Below are 22,879 nucleotides of genomic sequence, written 5' to 3'. Positions count from 1 at the left end.
GGCGCTGCGTCTATCGCCGGCAGGACGAAATCTGGCTATAGGCTAAATCAAAATGGAATAAGTAATAAGGAAGTGATGTCCGGGCAGGGCTTCAGAAGGGAAAAATGCGAAGAAAACGGGGCAAGCCGCTGCCCGCCCCGTTCAGCGTATTACTTCTGCATCGGCAGATTCAGGTCATGCTCTGCCGCGCAACTTTGTGCCAGCTCATAACCCGCGTCGGCATGACGCATCACGCCGGTGGCCGGGTCATTCCACAATACCCGACCCAGACGCGCATCCGCCTCTTTGCTGCCGTCACAGACAATCACCATACCGGCGTGCTGCGAGAAGCCCATGCCAACACCGCCGCCATGATGCAGGCTGACCCAGGTCGCACCGCCTGCGGTATTCAGCAGCGCGTTAAGTAGCGGCCAGTCTGAGATCGCATCCGAGCCATCCTTCATCGCTTCGGTTTCACGGTTAGGTGAGGCAACCGAGCCGCAGTCGAGATGGTCGCGGCCAATCACCACCGGCGCTTTCAGCTCGCCGTTGCGCACCATTTCATTGAACGCCAGACCGGCAAGATGCCTTTCGCCCAGTCCCAGCCAGCAGATACGTGCTGGTAGTCCCTGGAAGGCGATGCGCTCCTGCGCCATATCCAGCCAGCGATGCAGCGTTTTGTGATGCGGGAACAGTTCTTTGAGTTTTGCGTCGGTCTTGTAGATATCTTCCGGATCGCCGGACAGCGCCACCCAGCGGAACGGGCCTTTTCCTTCGCAGAACAGCGGACGGATGTAGGCCGGTACAAAGCCAGGGAAATCGAAGGCGTTGCTGACACCCTCATCCAGCGCTACCTGACGGATATTGTTGCCGTAATCCACGGTCGGGATGCCCATATGACAGAAGTCGAGCATCGCCTGCACGTGGACCGCCATTGATGCACGCGCCGCTTTCTCCACTGCCTTCGGCTGTGAGACGCGTTCCTGCTGCCAGCGCGCCAGATCCCAGCCAGCCGGCAGATAGCCATTAATTGGATCGTGTGCCGAGGTCTGATCGGTCACGATATCCGGTTTTGGCCCGCCCGCCCGGGCGCGTTTCACCAGCTCCGGCAGGATCTCGGCGGCATTGCCCAGCAGCCCGACCGAAATCGCTTTTTTCGCCGCGGTCGCTTCGCTGATTAACGCCAGCGCTTCATCCAGCGTGGTGGCTTTGTAATCTACATAGCGGGTACGCAGGCGGAAATCGATGCGCGACTCCTGACACTCAATCGCCAGCACACAGGCCCCGGCCAGAACGCCCGCCAGCGGTTGTGCGCCGCCCATGCCGCCCAGTCCGGCGGTGAGGATCCAGCGTCCGCTGAGGTCGTTGTTGTAGTGCTGACGTCCCGCTTCCACGAAGGTTTCGTAGGTGCCCTGCACGATGCCCTGCGCGCCGATATAGATCCAGGAACCGGCGGTCATCTGGCCATACATCATCAGGCCCGCTTTATCCAGCTCATGGAAGTGATCCCAGGTCGCCCAGTGCGGCACCAGATTGGAGTTTGCCAGCAGTACGCGGGGTGCATCCGCATGGGTGCGGAAGATGCCGACCGGCTTGCCGCTCTGGATCAGCAGGGTTTCATCCGGCTGCAGTGCCCGCAGCGAACGCAGGATCTGCTCGAAGCACTCCCAGTTACGCGCCGCCTTACCGATGCCGCCATAAACCACCAGATCTTCCGGCCGCTCGGCAACATCGGGATCGAGGTTGTTCTGAATCATGCGGTAAGCGGCTTCAATCAGCCAGTTGGCGCAGTGCAGCGTGGTACCGTGAGGCGCGCGAATTTCACGTGCCACAGCCTGAGAAAGAGTTTCGCTCATGAAAGATTCCTTAATTCAAGAAGTTGGGCGCATGCTCGGCAGCAGCGCAGTCAATGCCTGAGGCCAGTCAGTGCGACTTGCCCACTGACGCATTGCCTCGATATCGGGAGCCAGCAGGCGATCCTCCTCAAGGAAGGCGACCTGCTCGCGAATGGTGTCGATGGCCTGCTCAATCAGCGCAGAGCTTTTCAGCGGCCGGTTGAATTCAATGCCCTGTGCGGCGGCCATCGCCTCAATGCCGACTACCGCGGCGCTGTTAAAGCACATGCTGCCGAGACGGCGGGCGGCGTAGGTTGCCATCGAGACGTGATCTTCCTGATTAGCGGAGGTTGGCAGGCTGTCGACGCTGCCCGGATGGGCCAGCGATTTGTTCTCAGAGGCCAGCGCGGCGGCGGTCACCTGGGCGATCATAAAGCCGGAGTTCACGCCGCCGTCGCGCACCAGGAAGGGCGGCAGGCCCGACAAGCCGCTGTCCAGCAGCAGCGCCAGCCGCCGCTCGGAGATGGCCCCGACTTCGGCAATCGCCAGCGCCAGGATGTCCGCAGCAAAGGCCACCGGTTCGGCGTGGAAGTTGCCGCCGGAGATCACATCGCCGCTGTCACTGAACACCAGCGGGTTGTCAGAGGCCGCGTTCGCTTCGATTTCCAGAATCCGCGCCGCGTGGCTGAAGTTGTCCAGGCAGGCACCCATCACCTGTGGCACGCAGCGGATGGAGTAGGGATCCTGAACGCGGCCGCAATGCGTATGCGACATCACTATTTCACTGCCCTCAATCAGGGTGCTGACGGCAGCGGCGACGGCAATCTGACCATGCTGGCCGCGCGCCTGATGGATACGGGCGTCGAACGGTTTTAGCGAGCCTTTAATCGCCTCCAGCGACAGCGCACCGGCCATCAGACCAGCGGCAAACAGGTTTTCACCCTCAAACAGGCCGCGCAGCGCCAGCGCAGTTGAGACCTGGGTGCCGTTAAGCAGCGCCAGTCCCTCTTTCGGGCCGAGTACAAACGGCGACAGACCTACGCTTGCCAGGCCTTCGGTTGCCGGGATCAACTCACCCCTGAGCCGGACCTGACCTTCGCCCAGCAGCATCAGGGACATGTGCGCCAGCGGCGCCAGATCGCCGGAGGCACCGACCGAGCCTTTTTCCGGGATGCAGGGCATGACACCCGCATTGAACAGCGCCAGCAGCGCCTCAACCAGTTCGATTCGCACGCCAGAGTGACCGCGTGCCAGGCTGATGATTTTGGTGGCGACCACCAGGCGGGTAACATTGTCGGGCAGCAGATCGCCCAGCCCGACACTGTGTGACAGCACCAGATTACGCTGCAGATCCGCCAGCCGACTGGCCGGGATTTGCGTCTGCGCCAGCTTGCCAAAGCCGGTATTAATGCCATACACCACGTTGCCGGAGGCGACAATCGCATCCACGGTCTGCTGCGCCGCCGCAATCGCCTGACGCGCGGGCTCATCAAGCGTCAGCGTGACGTTACCCTGATAGATAGCGCGTAATGTGGCGAGGTCCACCTCGCCTGGCACCAGGCGCAAAACCTGAAACGAACCTGACATAGTCTACTCCTGTCTATACAAGTGTGCTGGTGTGGCTAAACTGCTCTCCTTGCCCTGATCCAGCGGAATAATACGAGTGAAACATAAGCGTTAATTCTTGTCTATGCTTGTCTATACAATCAAAGGGAGCAAGCAAGTGCCGTGCCAGGCCGATCACAAAAATCGATTGCCCGTCCGCTGCGGGTTGACTATTTAGCGCTACTCAGAGGCTGCACCATCAGGATGCGTAGACTGCACCATTGGGGCACCGCGCAGCGTACTGGATGTATATACATTCACACGGTGAGACAGTAAACTTAGGGGACTTTCAGCATAAGGAACAGCAAATGGTTGAGCATACGGCACTGGCACAACTGGCGGCGGCAATGAGCGATGAGCCTGCCCCGATTTATCAGCGGGTGAAGCAGGCCATCGTCAGCCAGATCCGTGAAGGGTTGTGGAAAGCGAATCAGCGTGTGCCATCAGAAAGTGAACTGGTGAATGAACTGGGCGTCAGCCGCATGACCATTAACCGGGCGCTGCGTGAACTCACCAGCGAAGGCTTTCTGGTGCGGATGCAGGGCGTCGGAACCTTCGTGGCGGAGATGAAAGGCTACACCGCCATGCTGGAGGTGCATAACATCGCCGATGAGATCGCTCAGCGCGGCCATCAGCACAGCTGCAAAATCCTCGCCATCGGTCAGGACAAAGCCGATCCAGAGCAGGCGGCGGTGCTGGGACTAACTACCGGGCAGACGCTCTATCATTCGCTGATTGTGCATTACGAAAATGATCTGCCGGTGCAGCTGGAGGACCGTCTGGTCAATCCGCTGGTCGCACCCGATTACCTGACGCAGGATTATCAGCAGATGACGCCTTACACCTATCTGATGCGCGTCGCGCCGCTGACGGCGGGCGAGCACATTGTTGAAGCGGTGTTGCCCGATGCGCGTCAGCGTAAACATCTGTCGGTGGATGAGCACGAACCCTGCCTGCTGATTCGCCGTCAGACCTGGAGCGACACTAAAATCGTGACCTATGCGCGGCTGCTCTATCCTGGCTCACGTTACAAATTACTGGGCCGCTTCAGGGGACACGGTTAAGACGGGTAAACAGCAGCCGGGCATCGGTATCGCACGGGCTGAGTTGTGTTTCTTCATCGACCCACCACGCGCCCTGCTGCGCGGTCAGCCGTTCCCCGTCAGCCGTCTGCCAGGCGCCAGCCAGCACCCAGGCGACGCCATGCAGAGTGCTGACCGGCGTGGTCACCATCTCCACCGCTGCCTGCCATTCCCCGCGCCGCGTCATAATATTAAAATCTTCGCTGACGCTGCCCTGCAGCTTTGCCGTTAAGGCGAGTTCGCCGGCAAACGCCCAGGGCTGCTGAGGCGTCAGTAAGTGCTGCCCGCCCGGTGCGGTCAGCAACACCGGATCGCCATGCAGCAGGGTAATCACCCGATCAATGTCAGGAAAGGCAGAGAAGGGACCATCCTGCGCCAGCGTCGCAATGCTGGCGCGCCAGCCGAAACGCTCCGCGCCGGGCGGAAAGCTGATGATTTCGCGGGTTTCGCCGCCGCCGTTGCGCCAGCGACTGACCGCCAGCTCCGCGTACGTGAACCGGGCGATCATCGCAGCGCCTCCATCGCCTGAGCAAAGCGGGCGGCACACGCCGTCTGGTGCGGATGCACCCCATCTTCTACCACGGCTTTACCCGCCACATAAACGTCCCGAATCTGATCGCGCTGCCCGGCAAAGAGCCAGCGGTTGAGGACGGCGTGCGACCCGACGCTGCCGAGCCACGCCTCATCCCGCAGCACCAGCCAGTCGGCACGTTGTCCCACTGCCAGCGTGCCCTGCTGAATGCCACACGCCTGCGCACCGCCCGCTGCTGCCTGTTGCCACAGCAGATCGCCTACCGACGGCTGGCCGGGCAGGGTAATCCGGTTGCGGCGCTGGTCGCGCAGTCGCTGAGCATACTCCAGCCAGCGCAGCTCCTCCTGGGCGCTCAGCGAGACGTGACTGTCAGAGCCGATGCCCCAGCGTCCGCCCTGCGCGATGTACTCCACTGCCGGAAAGATGCCGTCACCGAGGTTGGCTTCGGTGGTCGGGCAGAGACCCGCCACTGCGCCGCTGCGGGCGAGACGCGCCTGCTCACTCTCATCCAGATGGGTGGCGTGGATCAGGCACCAGCGCGCATCCACCTCAAAGCGGTTCAGCAGCCAGGCCACCGGACGCTCGCCGCTCCACGCCAGCGAGTCATTCACCTCTTTCTGCTGTTCAGCCACATGGATATGTACCGGCAGTGTCAGATCACTGGCCGCCAGCACGTCCTGCATCTGGCTTTCACTCACCGCCCGCAGTGAATGGAAACAGAGGCCACGGTTCAGCAGTGGCCTTTGCTGCTGCCACGTATCAAGCCGCGCCTGCTGTTGCAGATAGCGGTCGGTCTGCTGGATAAAACGCTTCTGACCCGCCGACGCTGGCTGGCTGCCGAAGCCGCTGTAGCTGTAGAGCACCGGCAGCAGCGTCTGGCCGATACCGGCGATCTCCGCCGCTTCAATCAGCTGTTGCAGCATCGCATCATCACTGTAGGGCGCACCCTGTGTGTCGTGGTGCAGGTAGTGAAACTCTGCCACCTGGGTGTAGCCGCCTTTCAGCATCTCGATGTAGAGCAGGGCGGCAATATCGCCCACCTGTTGCGGCGTCAGGCGCTGCACCATGCGGTACATCAGATCCCGCCACGTCCAGAAACTGTCCTGAGGATCGCCCGCCACTTCAGCCAGACCCGCCATGGCACGCTGGAAGGCGTGCGAGTGCAGGTTGGCGATTGCCGGGATCACCTCGCCGTTGAGCCGGATAGCCTGATCAGCGTGGCTATTCGGAGTAATAGAGTCGATAAAACCGGCCTGATTGACCGTGATACGCACCTGCTGCTGCCAGCCCTCCGCCAGCAGGGCACGCGAGGCAAAAAAAGTCGCCATGGTTGATCCTCATCGGATGTGGTTGTATATACATATACATACTTTGAGGCACAGTGTAAACGGCGGAGGCATGAGGCAGCGATGGCAGAAGAGATGCGCGTAGAGACGGTGTGGACCGGGGCTGACCTGGTCACCATGCGTGACGGAAAGTACCATCTTATCCCGCAGGGGGCGCTGGTGGTGCGGGCGGGCAGGCTGGTGTGGGTCGGGCCGCAGGCGGAGATGCCCGCGTTCGTCGCCGATCAGCATCATCATCTGCCGGGCGGCATCGTGACCCCGGGGCTGGTGGATTGTCATACCCATCTGGTGTTTGGCGGCGACCGCAGCCAGGAGTTTGAACAGCGCCTGAATGGCGTCAGCTATGCAGAGATTGCCGCGCAGGGCGGTGGCATCCTCTCAACCGTGCGCGCTACCCGCGCCGCCACTGAAGAGGAACTGGTGGCATCGGCTCGCTGGCGGCTTAACCGCCTGCTGGCTGAGGGCGTCACCACCGTGGAGATCAAGTCCGGCTATGGCCTGGATGAAGAGAGCGAACTGCGGATGCTGCGGGCGATTCGCCAGCTGGGAGAGAGCGTAGCTGCTGACGTGCGCGCCACCTGTCTGGCGGCACATGCTTTTCCGCCGGAGTTTAAGCACGACCCGGATGGCTGGGTCGATATCATCTGCGAACGGCTGCTGCCGCAGGTGCAGGCACTGGGACTGGCGGATGCGGTGGATGCGTTCTGCGAGCATCTCGCCTTTTCACCGCAGCAGGTGGCGCGGGTGTTTGATCGGGCAGTGGCGCTTGGCATGCCGGTGAAACTGCATGCGGAGCAGCTCTCGGCGTCAGGTGGCGCAGCACTGGCGGCGCGCTATGGGGCGCTCTCTGCCGACCACCTTGAATATGCCACCGAGGAGGATGCCAGAGCGATGGCACAGCATGGCACCGTGGCGGTACTGCTGCCTGGTGCATTTTATCTGCTGCGGGAGACCCAACGTCCGCCGGTGGATCTCTTCCGGCGCTATGGCGTGCCGATGGCGCTGGCCAGCGATGCCAATCCCGGCACCTCGCCTGCGCTGTCGCTGCGTCTGATGCTTAATATGGGCTGTACCCTGTTTGGCATGACGCCGGAAGAGGCGCTGGCGGGCGTCACGCTGTGGGGGGCAAAAGCGCTGGGGCTGGCTGACAGTCACGGCTCGCTGGAGGCGGGAAAAGTGGCGAACTTCGTTCACTGGCCGCTGGCCCGTCCGGCAGAACTGGTTTACTGGCTGGGTGGTGAACTGCCCTGTACCGTTATCTATCGTGGAGAACCGCAATGAACCCTTTCCATTTTACCCAGGGCAGTCTGCCGCTGCTGGTCAGCATTCCCCACGCCGGTACCGAGCTGACGCCCGACGTGGAAGCCGGATTGAGTGAGGCCGCGCGCGGCTTACCCGACACCGACTGGCATATTCCCCTGCTGTATGATTTTGTGCGTGATCTCGGAGCCAGCGTGTTAATCGGCCGCTACTCCCGCTTTGTGGTCGATCTCAATCGCCCGCCCGATAACCAGCCGCTCTACACCAGCGCCACCACCGGCCTGTTCCCGGAAACCCTGTTCGACGGCACACCGACCTTTGCGGCAGGCAAAACACCCGACGACACGGCGCGTCAGGGCTACATCGATCAGATCTGGCAGCCCTATCATCAGCAGATTCAACAGGAGCTGGCGCGGCTCAAAGCGCAGCATGGCTATGCGCTGCTGTTTGACGCCCACTCTATCGCCAGTGAAATTCCCCGCCTGTTTGACGGCCGTCTGCCCGATATCAACATCGGCACCAACGACGGCGCAAGCTGCACGCCAGCAATGAGTGCGGCGCTGGAGGCCGTGTGCGCGGCGCAGAACGACTACAGCTGGGTGATTAACGGGCGCTTTAAAGGCGGTTACATCACCCGTGCCTACGGTCAGCCGCAGCAGCAAATTGAGGCGGTCCAGCTGGAGCTGGCGCAGCTCAACTACATGGATGAAACCCCACCTTACGCCTGGCAGCAGGCGCGTGCCGCCCGGTTGCAGAACGTGCTGAAGGCACTGATCCACGCCATGCTGGCGCAGGCTAAATCGCAATAAAACTCACCAGAGCGATGCGCCACTCCGGTGCATCGCTGCCCTGATTAAGTGCAGCGGCGGGCAGGTCGCCTGCCAGCTCACAGACTCCCGCCGCTTTTTTCCACCTCTGCAGAGCTGGCATAACCTTTGCTTGGTTGTATGTACAAGTGCAGCAGCACCGCCATCTGCGTAATAAATTCTGTCTGGCTCACAAAACGATAAAGCCGGCAATGAACTGTGCTGCGTTAACTTGTATATACATGACATATCATCCTGTGAAATTTATGTTAAATCTCGTCAGGGCGATCACCAGGCCGCTACTTTCAGGAGAACCGTATGACGCACCCTCTGACTCTTCGTCGTTTATGTCTCACTACGCTGGTTTCCAGCCTGCTGCTCTGTGGCGTCAGCGCCCAGGCCAAAGAGTGGAAGTCGATCACCATTGCCACCGAAGGCAGTTATGAACCCTGGAACCTCACCCTGCCAGGCGGCAAGCTGGGCGGTTTTGAACCGGAGCTGATGGCCGATCTCTGCCAGCGTATGGCAATACAGTGCAAGCTGGTGGTGCAGAACTGGGATGGAATGATCGCCGGTCTGAATGCCGGAAAATATGACGTGATCATGGATGCAATTGTGATCACCCCCGAGCGCAAGAAAGTGATCAATTTCACCGTGCCCTACGCCTCAACGCCCGCCACCTTCATCACGGTGAAAGGGTCGTTGATGCCTGCCGACAATAAGATCATCAAACTTACCGACGATGAGAAAACCGTGGAGCCTGCCATCGCACCCCTGAAAGCGGCGCTGAAGGGCAAAACCATCGGTATCGCCTCCGGCACCGTCTACACGCCGTTTATCGACAAGTACTTCAAAGAGGTGGCGGATGTGCGGGAATACACCAGCTCAGCCGATGCGATCCTTGATTTGCAGGCGGGGCGTATTGACGCGGTGTTTGACGATGTGACCTTTGCGCAGTCGATGCTGGCGCGACCGGATAACCGTAACCTCAGCTTTAGCGGTCCGCAGCTGGGCGGCCCAATCTGGGGTGAGGGCGAGGCGATGGGCGTGCGCATGGCAGACAACGATCTGAAAGCCCGGCTGGATCAGGCGATCAAAGCCGCGCTGGCCGATGGCACAGTGAAAAAGCTGAGCGAGAAGTGGTTCAAAACTGACGTCACACCCTGAGTGAGGTAACTGATGATAAGCCTGCTGAGTTTTGGCCCGGAGGGCTGGGGACGGTTGATTCTGAGTGCCACGCTGACGACGTTGCTGCTCTCATTTGCCGCGCTGCTGGTCGGTGCGGTAGTGGGATCGGGCGTTGCCGCTGCAAAGTTATCCCCGCACCGCGCGGTGCGCTGGGCAGGGGAAAGCTACTCGGTGATCTTTCGTGGCATCCCTGAGCTGCTGGTGATCTACCTGTTCTACTTCGGCGGATCGGGATTGATCACGCAGATCGGACAACTGTTTGGCGCGGACGGGTTTATCGAAGCGCCGCCGTTTCTGATCGGGGCGCTGGCCATCGGGCTTATCTCCGGCTCTTACCAGGCGGAAGTCTATCGTGCCGCACGGCTGGCCCTGGCGAAAGGGGAGATCGAAGCCGCTGTCGCTATTGGTATGCCGCGCTGGCGCATCCGGCAACGCATCCTGCTGCCGCAGGTGGCGCGCTATGCGCTGCCCGGCCTGTCAAACGTCTGGCAGATGAGCCTGAAAGACTCGGCGCTGGTGTCAGTGACCGGCATTGTCGAGCTGATGCGGGCCAGCCAGATTGCGGCCGGCTCCACCCGTGATTACTTCTCCTTTTACCTGGTGGGCGGTGCCTGTTATCTGCTGCTGACGCTGCTGTCGAACCGCGCCTTTCTGCGGGCTGAATCCCGTCTTGGTCGCGCCTGGCAAAGCCGCACCGCTGCACAGCATTAAGGAGACTTATGATCGATTTCGCGTTCCTCACTGACACCTTCCTGAAACTCAGCGCCGCGTTGCCGGTTACGCTGGGCCTGTTTATCAGCGCCTTTCTGTGCGGTGGCGTGCTGGCGGTGGGTATTCTGGCGCTTCGCATGAGCCGCTGGCGTCTGCTGAGTGCTTTTGCCCGTGGCTACATTCTGGTGTTTCGCGGCTCGCCGCTGATGATCCAGCTGTTCCTGATCTACTACGGTCTGGGGCAGTTTGGTGTGATCCGGCACAGTCTCTTCTGGCCGTTTCTGCGTGAGCCCTTTACCTGTGCGGTGCTGGCGCTGTCGCTCTGCACCGCCGCCTACACCGCGGAGATCCTGCGCGGTGCGCTGCTGGCTGTGCCGCCCGGTCAGGTGGAGGCGGGGATGGCGTGCGGCATGTCGCGCGGGCTGCTGCTGCGGCGCATTATCGCGCCGGTGATGCTGCGTTATGCGCTGCCCGCTTACTCCACCGAGGCGATTCTGCTGGTGAAGTCGACCGCGCTGGCCAGTCTGGTCACGGTCTGGGATGTCACCGGGGTGGCGCAGCAGATTATCCAGCGTACTTACCGCACCATGGAGGTGTTTCTCTGTGCGGCGGCAATCTACCTGATCCTCAACTTCATCATTGTGCAACTCTATGCCCTGCTGGAGCGGCGTCTGACGCCGGTTCATAAACCGGAAAAAAAGCCGTTACCGGCCGCTAAGCCGATTCCTGGAGGAAAATAAACATGTCTGAACTGCCACCCGTCACGCTGTCGGCCAGCGATATCCATAAATCCTTTGGCGCCATGGATGTGCTGAAAGGCATCTCGCTGCAGGCGCACCAGGGCGATGTTATCTCAATACTCGGTGCCAGCGGCTCGGGCAAAAGTACGCTGCTGCGCTGCATTAATCTGCTTGAGACGCCTGACGCGGGCGTGGTCAGCGTGGGCGGTGAAACCATTGAGATGAAGCGCCATGCCCGGGGACACCAGCTGGCGGCTAACCCGCGTCAGATTGAGCGGCTGCGCTCCCGGCTCGGTATGGTGTTTCAGAGCTTTAACCTCTGGTCGCACCTGACGGTGCTGCAGAATGTCATTGAAGGGCCGCACTACGTCCTCAAGCGCGATAAAAAAGCCTGTATTGCCCAGGCGGAACAGCTGCTGGATCGGGTCGGTCTGCTGAATCGCAAAGATTTCTATCCCGCCCAGCTTTCAGGCGGTCAGCAGCAGCGGGTGGCGATCGCCCGGGCGCTGGCAATGGACCCGGAGGTGATGCTGTTTGATGAGCCAACTTCGGCACTCGATCCGGAACTGGTAGGCGAGGTGCTGAAGGTCATGCGCAGCCTGGCGGAAGAGGGCCGCACCATGCTGGTGGTGACCCATGAGATGGGTTTTGCCCGCAACGTCTCTAACCGGGTGGTGTTTATGCATCAGGGCACCATTGATTGTCAGGGCACGCCAGAGGCGATGTTCGGCGAGGCGGGATCGGCGCGCTTTAAGCAGTTTATCTCCAGTCATCATCAGGTGGAGCCGGTGGTATGAGCGACGTAATACGTCAGACGCTGGTCTGGGGCGATGGCCCGCTGAAATGGCAGGCGCTGGTGCAGGTCGCCCGGCACGGCGCCACCCTGATGCTGAGCGACAGTGCCTGGCAGCGCATTGCGCAGAGCCGTGAAATCGTCGGTAATATCGTGGCGGCGGGGCAGGTGGCTTACGGCATCAATACCGGGCTGGGGGCGTTGTGCAACATTACCCTGTCTGAAGATGAGCTGAGCCAGCTGTCGCGCAATACCCTGCTGAGTCATGCCTGTGGCGTCGGGCCGGTGCTGGCAAAACCCGAGGTCCGCGCCATTCTGTGCGCTGCGATTGCGAACTACAGCCACGGAAAATCAGGTGTTTCAGTGGCGCTGGTGCAACATCTCCTGGCGCTGCTAAACCTGCAGATTACGCCACAGGTACCGTCGCAGGGATCGGTGGGATATCTGACCCACATGGCGCATATCGGCCTGGCGCTGATTGGCATCGGCGAGGTGGAGTGGCAGGGTGAAATCATGCCCGCGCAGCAGGCGCTGGCCCAGGCGGGATTAGCCCCTTACCGGCCTGGTGCCAAAGAGGGGCTGAGCCTGGTCAACGGCACGCCCTGCATGACCGGCTTAGCCTGTCTGGCGCTGGACGATGCCGAACGGCTGCTGGACTGGGCAGACGTCACCGGTGCGATGAGCTTTGAGGCGCTGCGCGGTCAGCTGGTGGCGTTTGACCCTGAGGTGCTGGCGCTGAAGGCCAGCCCGGGGATTCAGCGCAGTGGCGAACGCCTGCGCCAGTTACTGAGTGACAGCCCGCTGCTGAAAGCCAGCGTTGGCATCCGGACTCAGGATGCACTCAGTCTGCGCTCGATGCCGCAGGTGCACGGCGCCTGTCACGATCAGTTTAGTCACGCTGTCCGTCAGGTGGAGACCGAACTCAACGCCTGTACCGACAATCCGCTGGTGCTGGGGACGCCGCAGGCCTGGCGCGTGGTGTCACAGTCCAATCCGCATGGCGAGTCGGTGGCAATGGCCTGCGACCTGCTGGCGATTGCGATGGCGGAGCTGGGCAGCATCGCCGAGCGACGGCTTGATCGGCTGGTGAATCCGCTGGTCAGCGGCCTGCCGCCATTTCTGGTGGCCGAGCCGGGCGTCAATTCCGGCATGATGATTGCGCAGTACGTGGCGGCATCACTCTGCGCGGAGAACCGTCAGCTGGCGCAGCCTGCGGTGCTTGATAACTATGTCACTTCAGGATTACAGGAGGATCATCTGAGCCTAGGCACCGGCTCGGCGCTGAAGCTGCTGAAACTGGTCAGCAATGTTGATCACATTATCGCGATTGAGTATCTGCTGGCGGCGCAGGCGCTGGAGTTTCACGGTGAATCACAGCTGGCAGCAGGCACGCGGCGCGCCTGGCAGCATTTGCGGCAGGTTGTTGAGCGCTGGCAGCAGGATCGCTGGCTGGCACCCGACATCGCCCGCGCGGTGGCTCAGATTAAAGCGCACCGGGCCGATGCGCTTGTGGGGTGAGGATTACCTGCGGCGCGCGTCCGGACGGACTAAATCAAAACGTTGCGCTTCGCTGATGCCGTAATAGGCGCTGGGGCCGCCCGCGCGCAGAATCGGCTCGGCTTTAGCGGTCTGATAAATGCCCTCTTCCATCAGCGATTCATCGATGTGAATCGCCACCGCTTCCCCCAGCACCAGCCAGCTGTCGATCAGATTGCCGCTGGCATCCTGCAGCTGAATCAGTTGCGTCAGTCGGCACTCGAAGTTGACCGGGCTCTCTGCCACCAGACTGGCGCTGACCTGTGAAGCCGCCAGCGGCGTTAAACCGGCAAAGGCGAACTCATCCTGATCGGCAGGCAGCGAGGCGGAACTTTCGTTCATCGCTTCCGCCAGAGGACGCGTCGCCAGGTTCCAGACAAACTCTTTGGTCTCAGCAATATTTCTCACGCTGTCTTTCCAGCCACTACTGGCGAAACCGATAATCGGCGGATGATAGTTGAAGCAGTTAAAGAAGCTGTAAGGTGCCAGATTGCGCTGGCCGCTGCTGCTCACTGAGCTAATCCAGCCGATCGGGCGCGGCCCGATAATGGCGTTCAGCGGATCGTGCGGCAGACCGTGACCAGCACGGGGTTGATAGGAATAGCGTTTCCGGGTCATAACTTCTCCAGCAGGGAATTTTATTTATCTTAGCCCGACAGCATCGCCCGACGGAATCGGAAAGAGGTAAGCGGATGGTGCGGGTTTATTTTCCGCCGCCTACAGCGTATTGTACGCGCGCCTGAATAATTGAGAGAACGTATGAAAAAGTCAGCCAGCACGTCGCCCTTCCACGCCCGCAATCGCCATCAGGGCGAATACGATTTTGCCGCGTTAACCGCTGCCCATCCGCCGCTGAAAGCCAAAGTCCGGCCCAATGGGTATGGCGTGCAGTCCGTGGATTTCGCGGACCCGGAGGCGGTGATGCTGCTGAACCAGGCGCTGATCAAACTATTTTACGACATCGACTGGCAGCTGGCTCCCGGCTCACTCTGCCCGCCCGTGCCGGGACGCGCCGATTATCTGCACTACCTTGCCGATCTGCTGGCGCTGGATAATAACGGCGTGATCCCGACGGCGGACGTTCTGGATGTCGGCTGCGGTGCAAACTGCATCTATCCGCTGATTGGCGCGGCAGAATATGGCTGGCGCTTTACCGGCACCGAAGTCGATGAAGCCGCCATCAAAGCCGCTAACCGCATTGTTGCGGCCAATCCGCGCCTGACGCGCCAGATCCGTCTGCGTCGTCAGAAAAACAGCGATGCAGTGCTGGCTGGTGTAGTCAGTAAAACTGAATTTTTCAGTGCAGTGATGTGTAATCCGCCATTCCACGCGTCGGCGGAAGAGGCGGTATCGGGATCGCAGCGTAAGGTCCGCAATCTCGGACTGGATAAGAGTGCGCCGCTCAACTTTGGCGGCCAGCACAATGAGCTGTGGTATCCCGGTGGCGAAAAAGGTTTTATCGGCAAGATGATCGCCGAGAGCGTGGCGTTTAGTCGTCAGATCGGCTGGTTTACCTCGCTGGTGTCGCGCAAAGAGAACTTACCGGCGCTGGAAAAACAGCTGCAGGCGCTCGACGTGGCGGAGATGCGCGTGGTTAATATGGCGCAGGGTCAGAAGCAGAGCCGCTTCCTGGCGTGGAGTTTTATGCCTGCCGCCCAGCGCACTAAGCTGCTGAGTCGCCTGGGGAACTGAGGTGTTTTTCCCTGTCAGTAAACAGGGCGAATCTGACCGCAACGAATAAGCTCAACGCGCAGGGAGCGCGGTCAGAAGAGGAAAGCGTCCCGCGCCAGGGATGGCGCGGGCCGAGCATGTCAGGGATGACGGCTTTTGCGTCTTTCCGATCTGACCGTGTTCCCGGCGCAGGTACGGTCTTACAGCGGACCGGGCGAACGTTGTCAACAACCTTAAAGGGCCGCTTAGCGGCCCGTTTTGATCAGGAGACGTGCTGCAGGAATTCGCGCAGACGCTCGCTGGGTGGGTTGCTGATCAAGCTGTCGGGATCGCCATCTTCCGCAATCCGCCCTTTATCGATAAAGATCAGCCGTGAAGCCACCTTCTGTGCGAAGCCCACTTCGTGTGTCACAATCACCATCGTCATGCCTTCTTCGGCCAGATCCTGCATCACCTTCAGCACTTCGTGACGCAGTTCCGGGTCGAGCGCTGAGGTTGGCTCATCAAACAGCATCATTTTCGGCTTAACTGCCAGCGCACGGGCAATCGCCACGCGCTGCTGCTGGCCGCCGGAAAGCTCAGACGGGAAGTGGTGCGCGCGTTCGGCGAGGCCCACTTTGCCCAGCAGCTCACGCGCCAGCTGGCGTGCCGCCTCTTTGCTGGCACCGCGCACCCGGATAGGACCAAAGGCGACGTTATCCAGCGCACTCATCTGTGGGAACAGATGAAACTGCTGAAACACCATGCCTGCTTCCTGACGAATCAGGCGGTCGTCCACTTTCGGGTCATTGACGCGCAGGCCATCGACAATCAGTTCGCCGCTGGTGATCTCTTCCAGCTTGTTAATGCAGCGCAGCAGGGTTGATTTACCGGAACCGGATGGGCCGATAATCACCACCACTTCGCCCTGGTTAATCTTCAGGTCAATATTGTGCAGCACCTGGGTCTGGCCAAAATGCTTGGAGACATCTTTAAATTCAATCACAGGATTTTCACCCTTTTCTCAATGCGGCGCAGCACAAAGCTCAACACCAGCGTAATAACCAGATAGATAATCGCGACGGCGCTCCAGATTTCCAGCGCGCGGAAGTTACCGGCAATAATCTCCTGACCCTGACGAGTCAGTTCAGCCACACCAATAACGATAAACAGCGAAGTATCTTTGATGCTGACAATCCACTGGTTGCCCAGCGGTGGCAGCATACGGCGCAGCGCCAGCGGCATAATCACGTAGCGCAGCGTCTCGCGGCTCGACAGGCCCAGCGCCAGTCCGGCTTCGCGGAAGCCCTTGTTGATCGACAGCACGGCACCACGAGTAATCTCGGCAATGTAAGCGCCGGAGTTAATCATGATGGTTACCACCGCCGCGCTGAAGGGATCAATACGCAGGTCGGGGAACGCCATCGGCAAAGCAAAATAGATAAACATCACCTGCACCACGATAGGGGTGCCGCGAATGATTTCGATAAACACCAGTGCGATGTTATTGGTGATCCAGCCACCGTAAGCGCGGGCAAAGCCCGCTACCAGGCCGATGAAGAGGCCGCCAATCAGTCCAATAATTGAGATAATTAAGGTCAGTTTAGCGCCTTCAAGCAGCGCTGGCATGGCGGGCCAGATGACGCTCCAGTCAAACTCCATGGTGTCACTCCAGATATGTTGCGATGGAAAAAAGCAGGGAAAAAGTTCCCCTGCTGAAATCAGATAACGGGCAAATTATTATTTAGGTTCGGTGCCAAACCATTTTTTATAAAGCGTGTTGTAGGTGCCGTTCTCTTTCAGGGTTTTCAGTGCGCCGTTTACTTTTTCACGTAAATCGTCGCTGCCTTTCGGGAAGGCGATACCATACTGCTGCGCTTCAATTGAATCGCCTACCGCTTTAAAGCGGCCTTTACCGGCGGTATGGATGAAGTAAAGGATGTTTGGCGTGTCATGCAGCACGGCGTCCGCACGGTTAGTGCCCAGCTCCATATAGGCGCTGTCGATATTCGGGAACTGACGCAGATCTTTGGATTTGATGTTGGCTTTCGCGTATTCCACGGAGCCGGTGCCGCTTTTCACTGCGACCACTTTACCGTTCAGATCGCTGATGCCTTTGATGTCGTTTTCATTGTTACGCACCATCACCTGCAGACCGCTTTTGTAATAGCCGTCAGAGAACTCAATCGCTTTTTTACGTTCTTCGGTAATGGTGATACCCGCCAGTGCCAGATCGACATTGCGCGTTTGCAGTGCAGGGATAATGCCGCTGAAGTCCATTGGCTTCAGGGTGTAATCGAGCTTCAGCTCTTTCGCAATGGCATCCCACAGATCCACATCGAAGCCGACATATTTGTCACCCTGTTTAAATTCAAACGGAACAAAGGCGGTATCCGTGGCGACGACCAGCTTTTTGTCTGCTGCAGTGGAAGAGAGAGAGAAGGCCAGCGCCAGCGCGGCCACAGAAACTTTTAACAGTGACTTCATCATTTTTCCTTTTTTTACTACCAGGCGGCAGGGCCTGCGTTTGCGGCTTGTCATATGAAAGAATTATGCCAACTTTGCAAAATCTGCGAAATCAGAGAGTTAAATAACATAGCTGACACGATTTTGCAGTTAATTCTGCCATTGCACCAGTTTGGTGCTCAGTTTTGGTGCAGGTGGCTGTTTTGGTGCAAGCGGTAGTGTGCCTCAGATGTTAAGGCTGTGAAGCGGAGGAGAGAAGAACTGTTAACAGGGTCATAAAAATGCGGTAACACAGACGTAAAAAAGGCGGGTTTCCCCGCCTGACAGACTGCATTGAGTCTTATTCGATGTTCGCTTCGATAAACCACAGGAATTTATCAAGGTCACGTGATGCCGCAGTGAAGATGTCAGCGGTATCTTCGTCTTTCACTTCAGTGATTGCTTTACGGGTGTCATTCGCGACAACGCTGTAACGGTCTGCCAGCGCTTTCAGATGATCCTGAACGCTGTGAATATTCAGCGGATAGCTCTTCAGCGGAGTCGTATCGTTAACGACCTGCGTGGTGCCCAGTGCCACGCCACCCAGCTGAACCACACGCTCGGCAATAGTATCCTGATGATCGGTAATCGCGGTGCGGAAGCCGTCCAGCATCTCATGCACACCGATAAAATTAGCACCGCGCATGTTCCAGTGCGCCTGCTTAGTGATCAATGACAGGTCAATAAACTCGACTACCAGACGGTTTAACACCGCGATGGTGGCTTTTTTATCGTCTTCGGCCACATCATTGCGGGTATAAATCAGGTCAGAAGATTTAGTTTTAACCAATTTAGCGGTACTCATCGTTTCAGTCCTCTCTTTGATGGTTGTCCTAATCAAGTACCGGATAAGTATAGCAGCGCTTTTCAGCTTTGCAGAAACGACTTTGTCGATGGATGAAATAGCGTGCGTCTTTAGTCAGAGCAGAGCTGGGCTAAGAAGGTTAATGCCATGTTAAAATATAAAATAAAATAAATAGCTATTTAAATCATGTTGTTATTCTATTATGTAAATAACTGGTAAGTGTCTGTTTCAAAATAGGCAACTCAGGAAGGAGCGAAGATTAGGAATAATTCTCATGATGAGCATGATTATTATTTAGCCCCGCCAGCAGGCGGGGCGGATAGCGTTTATTTTTGGATATCATCTGATAATTCAACGCTGTTTAACTGACTCTTTTTCGGCCGCATGGTCAGCGTTGAACCTGCCGAGGCGATGATGATCGCCAGCAGCGCCAGCCACTGAAGCCCGGTCAGGGTTTCCCCCAGAAACAGCATGCCTGAAAAGGCAGCCATGGCGGGTTCCAGACTCATCAGCGTGCCGAAGATGCGCGCCGGTAAGCGGGTGAGGGCGATCATCTCCAGCGAATAGGGGATGGCGCTGGAGAGCAGGGCAACCAGCAACGCGATCGGCATAACTGCCCATGTCCAGATACCACTTTCTGCGAACGTCAGCCCCAGCGGTACAAAAATCACTGACGCAATCAGCGACCCGATAGCCACTGTCGCCGGGCCATGTTCTGCGCCTGCCCGCTGTCCCGCCAGGATATAGATCGCCCAGCAGGCGCCTGCGCTCACTGCCAGCGCAGCGCCCAGCGGATCAATCGCAGTCATGCCTGTGCCAAAAGGCAGCAGGAACCACAGACCAATCACGGCCAGCAACACCCAGACAAAATCCAGTGGCCGGCGCGATCCGAATAGCGCCAGCGCCAGTGGGCCGGTAAATTCCAGTCCCACCGCCACACCCAGCGGCACGGTACGAATCGCCAGATAGAACGTGAAATTCATTGTGCCCAGCGCCAGTCCATACATCAGGAGTGGCAGACGTTGTTCCCGGCTAAAGCGTAAACGCCAGGGTTTGAAGATAATACAGAGTATCAGGGTGCCAAAGCCCAGACGCAGCGCGGTGATGCCGGTAGCGCCAACGGCAGGAAACAGGCTTTTCGCCAGCGAAGCACCGCCCTGAAGCGACAGCATCGCAATCAGCAGCACGGCAATCGGCATCACTATCGGGGCAAGGTTTTTAGAAGCGGGAGAGGCAGACATCCTGTGTACTTTTCCTGGTCATCAACGTAATGAGTCAGCCAGTGTAAAGGAAATAGCAGGCAAAAAATCACGGAATGGGGTTTTAAATTTCTCTCAACTGAGCGATTTTTGGCCAGAATCAGGGCCATTTAGGTAAAGAAATGTCAGGTTTTTTTAGGATTTAACTTAAAGAACGAAATGAGCACAAAATGATTATTGCAGAAAGATGACGGATTTTATAAGAAAAATGAATGACATAGGTTGTCGCATTAACTTCCTGTTACACCAAACATTCTGTTAGACAACAAAATCCGGGCAGAGTTTCTCGCTATTTTTTGTTATATTTTCAGCGTTGTCAGGAGAGAAGTATTTTCACATTTGAGGTGGTTATGAAAAAAATTGCATGTCTTTCAGCATTAGCCTGTGTACTGGCAGTATCTGCAGGTTCAGCAATGGCACAGAGCACCGTAACTGGTGGCTATGCTCAGAGCGACTATCAGGGCGTAGCTAACAAAGCTAACGGCTTCAACCTGAAATACCGCTACGAAGACGGTTCTAACCCACTGGGTTGGATCGGTTCATTCACCTACACAGAAAAAGATAACACCGATTCTGGCATTTATAACAAAGGCCAGTACTACGGTGTGACCGGTGGTCCTGCTTTCCGTCTGAACGACTGGGCAAGCATCTACGGTGTTGTGGGTATCGGCTACGGTAAATTCCAGCAGAACGATACTTCATCACGCGATAAAACTGATTCAAGCGACGTAGGTTTCTCTTACGGCGCAGGTCTGCAGTTTAACCCAGTTCAGGACTTCGCAGTTGACGTTGGTTACGAGCAGAGCCGTATCCGTAACGTTGACGTTGGCACCTGGATTGCTGGCGTAGGTTACAGCTTCTAAGTTTAGCTTAGCTGACCTGCAAAAAAGCGGCCCCTTGTGGGCCGTTTTTTATTGTGCTGATTTACTCACCCTTCTCTCGTATCTGCACGTTTCCCGACTTTTCCGGATCGCTGTAGCCGATCAGCAGCCATGCTGGTTGAAGCCGCAGGTCATATTGATTCGATGGGGAAACAGGAAAAAAAGAGAGCAGAAAGGGAGAGTGCGCCTCTCAGCCAGCGGCTGAAAGGCATAGAATCAGGATTAGCCGCGCCAGATGAGATTCTCACAGCGACGATCGTCAGACTTATGGCCCAGCAGTTTTTCCAGCAACATCAGACGCAGTGTGAACGGTGAACGCGTCAGCAGGCACAGCCAGGATTTCATCTCCGTGGTTGTTTTCTTCTCAGCCTGGAAGCATTTACTGCAATCTAAGCAACATTTCAGGGTGCTCATAGAATCACCTCCCAATCATTGTCGACGCGGTAGTCAGCAGCCTGCGGTGAGAGGCGTCATCATCACCGGAGCAACAGAGGATCAACTGGGATCGCTCTTTTGCTGCTTACATTATCGTCAAATATAGCACTGGCTATATCCTTTAGCCAAGGCTAATGACGAAAAATTTGAGCTTCTTTGCGGCTGGTTTACAATGAGCGTAGCTAAATCCGTACAGCAGTGTCAGTACGGGAAAAAATAATGAGGAAGCTGAATGAGTCGTCGTGCTAAAAGCGTGGTTTCTGCGCCAAAAGGACCACTGAAAGATATTGAAGAGCATGTCGAAGGTTTTCGGCAGGTGCGTGAAGCGCATCGTCGGGAATTAATTGATGACTACGTTGAGTTAATCTCTGATTTGATTGGTGAATTTGGCGAAGCGCGTCAGGTTGATATGGCGGCCCGCCTGGGCGTTTCACAACCTACCGTAGCGAAAATGCTGAAGCGGCTTGGCAGTGCCGGGCTGGTTGAGCAGGTGCCTTACCGCGGTGTCTTTCTGACTGGTGAAGGAGAGAAACTGGCAGAGGAGAGTCGCGCCCGTCATCACATTGTTGAAAGTTTTCTGCTGGCGTTAGGCATCAGTCCCGAAACTGCCCGACGTGATTCAGAAGGTATTGAGCATCACGTCAGTGATGAAACGCTGGCCGTATTTAAGAAATTCTCCGAAACCCGCTAACGCTAAGGCGTACCTTCATCATGCCTCAACTGCTTCGATCTTTTTTGCATGACTCTGTTTTGCATTTATTAATCGTGATTGGTGTAGTTCTGGCATTTCTGGCGGATTTTCGCTGGGCCGATCTGCCCGGTGCCGTAGACTGGCATACCATTATTACGCTCACCGGGTTGTTGATCCTGACCAAAGGGCTGGAAACCAGTGGCTACTTTGACGTGCTGGGGGGACGACTGATTGCGCGTTTCCGGCACGAACGTGCGCTGGCGCTGTTTATGGTGCTGGCTGCCGCGTTGCTCTCTACGTTTCTGACCAATGATGTGGCGCTGTTTATTCTGGTGCCGCTGACGCTGACGCTGCGAAAGTTCTCTCACTTACCCATCTCGCGACTAATCATCTTCGAAGCGCTGGCGGTCAACGCCGGATCCCTGCTGACGCCGGTCGGCAATCCGCAAAACATTCTGCTGTGGAGCCACGGCAAACTAAGCGTTGTCGCGTTTATTGTGCAGATGCTGCCGCTGGCCGCCTGGCTGCTGGTTAGCCTGATGGTATTAACCTGGTTCAGCTTTTCAAAGCGGTCGATTGATAAGCATGACAACCCGGAACAGCCGCAGTGGCAGAAGCCGTTGTTTATTGTCAGCGTGGTGCTATACCTGCTGTTTATCGCCGGACTGGAACTGGAAATCACCGGTTGGGTCCTGCTGCTGATTCTTGCCACGTTCCTGGTGATGGCGCGTCCGGTGCTGCTGCGCATCGACTGGAGCCTGCTGGCGGTGTTTATCGCCATGTTTATTGACGTCTTCCTGATGACGCGTCTGCCGGTGATGCAGGCTCACTTTGATGCGGTTTCTCATTTCGGTCAGGGGCAGCTCTACCTGCTGGCGATTGGTCTGTCACAGGTGATCAGCAACGTTCCGGCGACGATTCTGCTGCTACAAAAAGTCCCGCCTGGCGATGTGCTGGCCTGGGCGGTCAATATTGGCGGATTCGGCCTGCTGCCGGGTTCGCTCGCTAACCTGATTGCCCTGCGTATGGCGAAAGAACGGGCCGTCTGGTGGCATTTCCATCTCTTTTCTCTCCCTCTGCTTGCCTGGTCGATGGCCAGCGGCTGGCTGCTGTTGCGGCTGCTCAATTAGGCCCGACGCATCCTGCTACCCGCCACAGGTGGCAGGATGTGCGCCATTTCTCAAGTTTCGTAAAGTTGCGCTGGATTTTGTCAGTTTCCGATATAAGGTTAACAGGACCT

Annotated in this window: 24 protein-coding genes; 12 read left to right on the top strand and 12 right to left on the bottom strand. The window is 57.8% G+C overall.

Going from position 1 to position 22,879, the window contains the following annotated elements:
- Positions 1 to 149: 149 nt before the first annotated feature.
- Together hutU and hutH are read right to left on the bottom strand one after the other, a co-directional pair.
- The gene (gene hutU / locus ACXKZD_RS13270) at positions 150 to 1,835 is read right to left on the bottom strand and encodes a urocanate hydratase (protein ID WP_010254290.1); all 1,686 of its coding nucleotides are present in this window, start codon (positions 1,833 to 1,835) and stop codon (positions 150 to 152) included.
- 15 nt (positions 1,836 to 1,850) lie between these two features.
- Positions 1,851 to 3,401, bottom strand: coding sequence for a histidine ammonia-lyase (gene hutH, locus ACXKZD_RS13265; protein WP_245116779.1), 1,551 nt, complete (start codon positions 3,399 to 3,401; stop codon positions 1,851 to 1,853).
- 326 nt (positions 3,402 to 3,727) lie between these two features.
- On the opposite strand from hutH, the gene hutC reads away from it, so the two are divergent.
- Complete coding sequence (gene hutC / locus ACXKZD_RS13260) at positions 3,728 to 4,483, top strand: histidine utilization transcriptional repressor HutC (protein ID WP_010254300.1); 756 nt, start codon at positions 3,728 to 3,730, stop codon at positions 4,481 to 4,483.
- Here hutC and ACXKZD_RS13255 read toward each other — a convergent pair.
- On the bottom strand, positions 4,467 to 5,009 hold the full coding sequence (locus tag ACXKZD_RS13255; RefSeq protein ID WP_245116777.1) for a HutD/Ves family protein: 543 nt from the start codon (positions 5,007 to 5,009) through the stop codon (positions 4,467 to 4,469). The genes hutC and ACXKZD_RS13255 overlap by 17 nt on opposite strands.
- Positions 5,006 to 6,361, bottom strand: coding sequence for a formimidoylglutamate deiminase (locus tag ACXKZD_RS13250; RefSeq protein WP_245116775.1), 1,356 nt, complete (start codon positions 6,359 to 6,361; stop codon positions 5,006 to 5,008). The genes ACXKZD_RS13255 and ACXKZD_RS13250 overlap by 4 nt, the downstream gene beginning before the upstream one ends.
- A gap of 81 nt (positions 6,362 to 6,442) precedes the next feature.
- Here ACXKZD_RS13250 and hutI point away from each other — a divergent pair, with 81 nt between their 5' ends.
- Positions 6,443 to 7,660: an imidazolonepropionase gene (gene hutI / locus ACXKZD_RS13245; protein ID WP_031293039.1), complete on the top strand. Its 1,218-nt coding sequence runs from the start codon at positions 6,443 to 6,445 to the stop codon at positions 7,658 to 7,660.
- The gene (gene hutG, locus ACXKZD_RS13240) at positions 7,657 to 8,448 is read left to right on the top strand and encodes an N-formylglutamate deformylase (protein WP_245116773.1); all 792 of its coding nucleotides are present in this window, start codon (positions 7,657 to 7,659) and stop codon (positions 8,446 to 8,448) included. The genes hutI and hutG overlap by 4 nt, the downstream gene beginning before the upstream one ends.
- Here hutG and ACXKZD_RS13235 read toward each other — a convergent pair.
- The gene (locus tag ACXKZD_RS13235; RefSeq protein WP_264353201.1) at positions 8,435 to 8,569 is read right to left on the bottom strand and encodes a hypothetical protein; all 135 of its coding nucleotides are present in this window, start codon (positions 8,567 to 8,569) and stop codon (positions 8,435 to 8,437) included. The genes hutG and ACXKZD_RS13235 overlap by 14 nt on opposite strands.
- A 194-nt stretch (positions 8,570 to 8,763) precedes the next feature.
- On the opposite strand from ACXKZD_RS13235, the gene ACXKZD_RS13230 reads away from it, so the two are divergent.
- The 5 genes from ACXKZD_RS13230 to ACXKZD_RS13210 are packed head-to-tail and all read left to right on the top strand — an operon-like array spanning position 8,764 to position 13,395.
- The gene (locus tag ACXKZD_RS13230) at positions 8,764 to 9,612 is read left to right on the top strand and encodes a transporter substrate-binding domain-containing protein (RefSeq protein WP_264353200.1); all 849 of its coding nucleotides are present in this window, start codon (positions 8,764 to 8,766) and stop codon (positions 9,610 to 9,612) included.
- 12 nt (positions 9,613 to 9,624) lie between these two features.
- Complete coding sequence (locus tag ACXKZD_RS13225) at positions 9,625 to 10,344, top strand: ABC transporter permease (protein ID WP_488981665.1); 720 nt, start codon at positions 9,625 to 9,627, stop codon at positions 10,342 to 10,344.
- Between the two features lie 8 nt (positions 10,345 to 10,352).
- On the top strand, positions 10,353 to 11,084 hold the full coding sequence (locus ACXKZD_RS13220; protein WP_010254311.1) for an ABC transporter permease: 732 nt from the start codon (positions 10,353 to 10,355) through the stop codon (positions 11,082 to 11,084).
- A 2-nt stretch (positions 11,085 to 11,086) separates the two neighbouring features.
- A complete protein-coding gene (locus ACXKZD_RS13215) occupies positions 11,087 to 11,881 on the top strand; it encodes an ABC transporter ATP-binding protein (RefSeq protein WP_488981664.1) in 795 nt (264 codons plus the stop codon).
- Positions 11,878 to 13,395 carry an HAL/PAL/TAL family ammonia-lyase gene (locus ACXKZD_RS13210; RefSeq protein WP_488981663.1) on the top strand — a complete coding sequence of 506 codons (1,518 nt, stop codon included), beginning with the start codon at positions 11,878 to 11,880 and terminating at the stop codon, positions 13,393 to 13,395. Before ACXKZD_RS13215 ends, ACXKZD_RS13210 begins: the two co-directional genes overlap by 4 nt.
- A gap of 3 nt (positions 13,396 to 13,398) precedes the next feature.
- Here ACXKZD_RS13210 and ACXKZD_RS13205 read toward each other — a convergent pair whose 3' ends face one another.
- The gene (locus ACXKZD_RS13205) at positions 13,399 to 14,031 is read right to left on the bottom strand and encodes a flavin reductase family protein (RefSeq protein WP_050679480.1); all 633 of its coding nucleotides are present in this window, start codon (positions 14,029 to 14,031) and stop codon (positions 13,399 to 13,401) included.
- A gap of 141 nt (positions 14,032 to 14,172) precedes the next feature.
- On the opposite strand from ACXKZD_RS13205, the gene rlmF reads away from it, so the two are divergent.
- Positions 14,173 to 15,105, top strand: a complete 933-nt coding sequence (rlmF, locus tag ACXKZD_RS13200) for a 23S rRNA (adenine(1618)-N(6))-methyltransferase RlmF (RefSeq protein ID WP_010254323.1) — start codon at positions 14,173 to 14,175, stop codon at positions 15,103 to 15,105.
- Positions 15,106 to 15,346: 241 nt separating this feature from the next.
- Here the strand turns inward: rlmF and glnQ are convergent, their stop codons facing one another.
- The 5 genes from glnQ to rhtA all read right to left on the bottom strand — a co-directional run bounded on the left by glnQ (position 15,347) and on the right by rhtA (position 19,614).
- Positions 15,347 to 16,069, bottom strand: coding sequence for a glutamine ABC transporter ATP-binding protein GlnQ (gene glnQ / locus ACXKZD_RS13195; protein ID WP_010254327.1), 723 nt, complete (start codon positions 16,067 to 16,069; stop codon positions 15,347 to 15,349).
- Positions 16,066 to 16,725: a glutamine ABC transporter permease GlnP gene (gene glnP / locus ACXKZD_RS13190; RefSeq protein ID WP_010254329.1), complete on the bottom strand. Its 660-nt coding sequence runs from the start codon at positions 16,723 to 16,725 to the stop codon at positions 16,066 to 16,068. The genes glnQ and glnP overlap by 4 nt, the downstream gene beginning before the upstream one ends.
- A gap of 78 nt (positions 16,726 to 16,803) precedes the next feature.
- A complete protein-coding gene (gene glnH / locus ACXKZD_RS13185) occupies positions 16,804 to 17,550 on the bottom strand; it encodes a glutamine ABC transporter substrate-binding protein GlnH (RefSeq protein ID WP_010254333.1) in 747 nt (248 codons plus the stop codon).
- A gap of 319 nt (positions 17,551 to 17,869) precedes the next feature.
- Positions 17,870 to 18,373, bottom strand: a complete 504-nt coding sequence (gene dps / locus ACXKZD_RS13180) for a DNA starvation/stationary phase protection protein Dps (RefSeq protein WP_010254336.1) — start codon at positions 18,371 to 18,373, stop codon at positions 17,870 to 17,872.
- Between the two features lie 326 nt (positions 18,374 to 18,699).
- Positions 18,700 to 19,614 (bottom strand): threonine/homoserine exporter RhtA, encoded by a 915-nt coding sequence (gene rhtA, locus ACXKZD_RS13175; RefSeq protein ID WP_010254339.1) that lies wholly within the window; start codon positions 19,612 to 19,614, stop codon positions 18,700 to 18,702.
- A 368-nt stretch (positions 19,615 to 19,982) separates the two neighbouring features.
- Between rhtA and ompX the strand changes: the two genes are divergently transcribed.
- Positions 19,983 to 20,495: an outer membrane protein OmpX gene (gene ompX, locus ACXKZD_RS13170; protein WP_010254344.1), complete on the top strand. Its 513-nt coding sequence runs from the start codon at positions 19,983 to 19,985 to the stop codon at positions 20,493 to 20,495.
- A gap of 240 nt (positions 20,496 to 20,735) precedes the next feature.
- Here the strand turns inward: ompX and ACXKZD_RS13165 are convergent, their stop codons facing one another.
- Entirely contained in the window at positions 20,736 to 20,927 is a 192-nt protein-coding gene (locus ACXKZD_RS13165; RefSeq protein WP_122458979.1) for a hypothetical protein, read from the bottom strand.
- A 253-nt stretch (positions 20,928 to 21,180) separates the two neighbouring features.
- On the opposite strand from ACXKZD_RS13165, the gene mntR reads away from it, so the two are divergent.
- Positions 21,181 to 21,639, top strand: a complete 459-nt coding sequence (gene mntR, locus ACXKZD_RS13160) for a manganese-binding transcriptional regulator MntR (protein ID WP_010254350.1) — start codon at positions 21,181 to 21,183, stop codon at positions 21,637 to 21,639.
- Positions 21,640 to 21,659: 20 nt separating this feature from the next.
- Positions 21,660 to 22,769: an SLC13 family permease gene (locus ACXKZD_RS13155; RefSeq protein ID WP_488981662.1), complete on the top strand. Its 1,110-nt coding sequence runs from the start codon at positions 21,660 to 21,662 to the stop codon at positions 22,767 to 22,769.
- Positions 22,770 to 22,879 lie beyond the last annotated feature (110 nt).

The organism is Pantoea sp. ABR1s, assembly GCF_057812235.1.
Note: the sequence above shows the minus strand (reverse complement) of the source record. Positions and strands in the feature narration are given on the sequence as shown.

Bases quoted from the DNA above. Each gene is read 5' to 3' on its own strand.
- hutU (WP_010254290.1), bottom strand. From the start codon at position 1,835: ATGAGCGAAACTCTTTCTCAGGCTGTGGCACGTGAAATTCGCGCGCCT.
- hutH (WP_245116779.1), bottom strand. From the start codon at position 3,401: ATGTCAGGTTCGTTTCAGGTTTTGCGCCTGGTGCCAGGCGAGGTGGAC.
- hutC (WP_010254300.1), top strand. From the start codon at position 3,728: ATGGTTGAGCATACGGCACTGGCACAACTGGCGGCGGCAATGAGCGAT.
- ACXKZD_RS13255 (WP_245116777.1), bottom strand. From the start codon at position 5,009: ATGATCGCCCGGTTCACGTACGCGGAGCTGGCGGTCAGTCGCTGGCGC.
- ACXKZD_RS13250 (WP_245116775.1), bottom strand. From the start codon at position 6,361: ATGGCGACTTTTTTTGCCTCGCGTGCCCTGCTGGCGGAGGGCTGGCAG.
- hutI (WP_031293039.1), top strand. From the start codon at position 6,443: ATGGCAGAAGAGATGCGCGTAGAGACGGTGTGGACCGGGGCTGACCTG.
- hutG (WP_245116773.1), top strand. From the start codon at position 7,657: ATGAACCCTTTCCATTTTACCCAGGGCAGTCTGCCGCTGCTGGTCAGC.
- ACXKZD_RS13235 (WP_264353201.1), bottom strand. From the start codon at position 8,569: ATGCCAGCTCTGCAGAGGTGGAAAAAAGCGGCGGGAGTCTGTGAGCTG.
- ACXKZD_RS13230 (WP_264353200.1), top strand. From the start codon at position 8,764: ATGACGCACCCTCTGACTCTTCGTCGTTTATGTCTCACTACGCTGGTT.
- ACXKZD_RS13225 (WP_488981665.1), top strand. From the start codon at position 9,625: ATGATAAGCCTGCTGAGTTTTGGCCCGGAGGGCTGGGGACGGTTGATT.
- ACXKZD_RS13220 (WP_010254311.1), top strand. From the start codon at position 10,353: ATGATCGATTTCGCGTTCCTCACTGACACCTTCCTGAAACTCAGCGCC.
- ACXKZD_RS13215 (WP_488981664.1), top strand. From the start codon at position 11,087: ATGTCTGAACTGCCACCCGTCACGCTGTCGGCCAGCGATATCCATAAA.
- ACXKZD_RS13210 (WP_488981663.1), top strand. From the start codon at position 11,878: ATGAGCGACGTAATACGTCAGACGCTGGTCTGGGGCGATGGCCCGCTG.
- ACXKZD_RS13205 (WP_050679480.1), bottom strand. From the start codon at position 14,031: ATGACCCGGAAACGCTATTCCTATCAACCCCGTGCTGGTCACGGTCTG.
- rlmF (WP_010254323.1), top strand. From the start codon at position 14,173: ATGAAAAAGTCAGCCAGCACGTCGCCCTTCCACGCCCGCAATCGCCAT.
- glnP (WP_010254329.1), bottom strand. From the start codon at position 16,725: ATGGAGTTTGACTGGAGCGTCATCTGGCCCGCCATGCCAGCGCTGCTT.
- glnH (WP_010254333.1), bottom strand. From the start codon at position 17,550: ATGAAGTCACTGTTAAAAGTTTCTGTGGCCGCGCTGGCGCTGGCCTTC.
- dps (WP_010254336.1), bottom strand. From the start codon at position 18,373: ATGAGTACCGCTAAATTGGTTAAAACTAAATCTTCTGACCTGATTTAT.
- rhtA (WP_010254339.1), bottom strand. From the start codon at position 19,614: ATGTCTGCCTCTCCCGCTTCTAAAAACCTTGCCCCGATAGTGATGCCG.
- ompX (WP_010254344.1), top strand. From the start codon at position 19,983: ATGAAAAAAATTGCATGTCTTTCAGCATTAGCCTGTGTACTGGCAGTA.
- ACXKZD_RS13165 (WP_122458979.1), bottom strand. From the start codon at position 20,927: ATGAGCACCCTGAAATGTTGCTTAGATTGCAGTAAATGCTTCCAGGCT.
- mntR (WP_010254350.1), top strand. From the start codon at position 21,181: ATGAGTCGTCGTGCTAAAAGCGTGGTTTCTGCGCCAAAAGGACCACTG.
- ACXKZD_RS13155 (WP_488981662.1), top strand. From the start codon at position 21,660: ATGCCTCAACTGCTTCGATCTTTTTTGCATGACTCTGTTTTGCATTTA.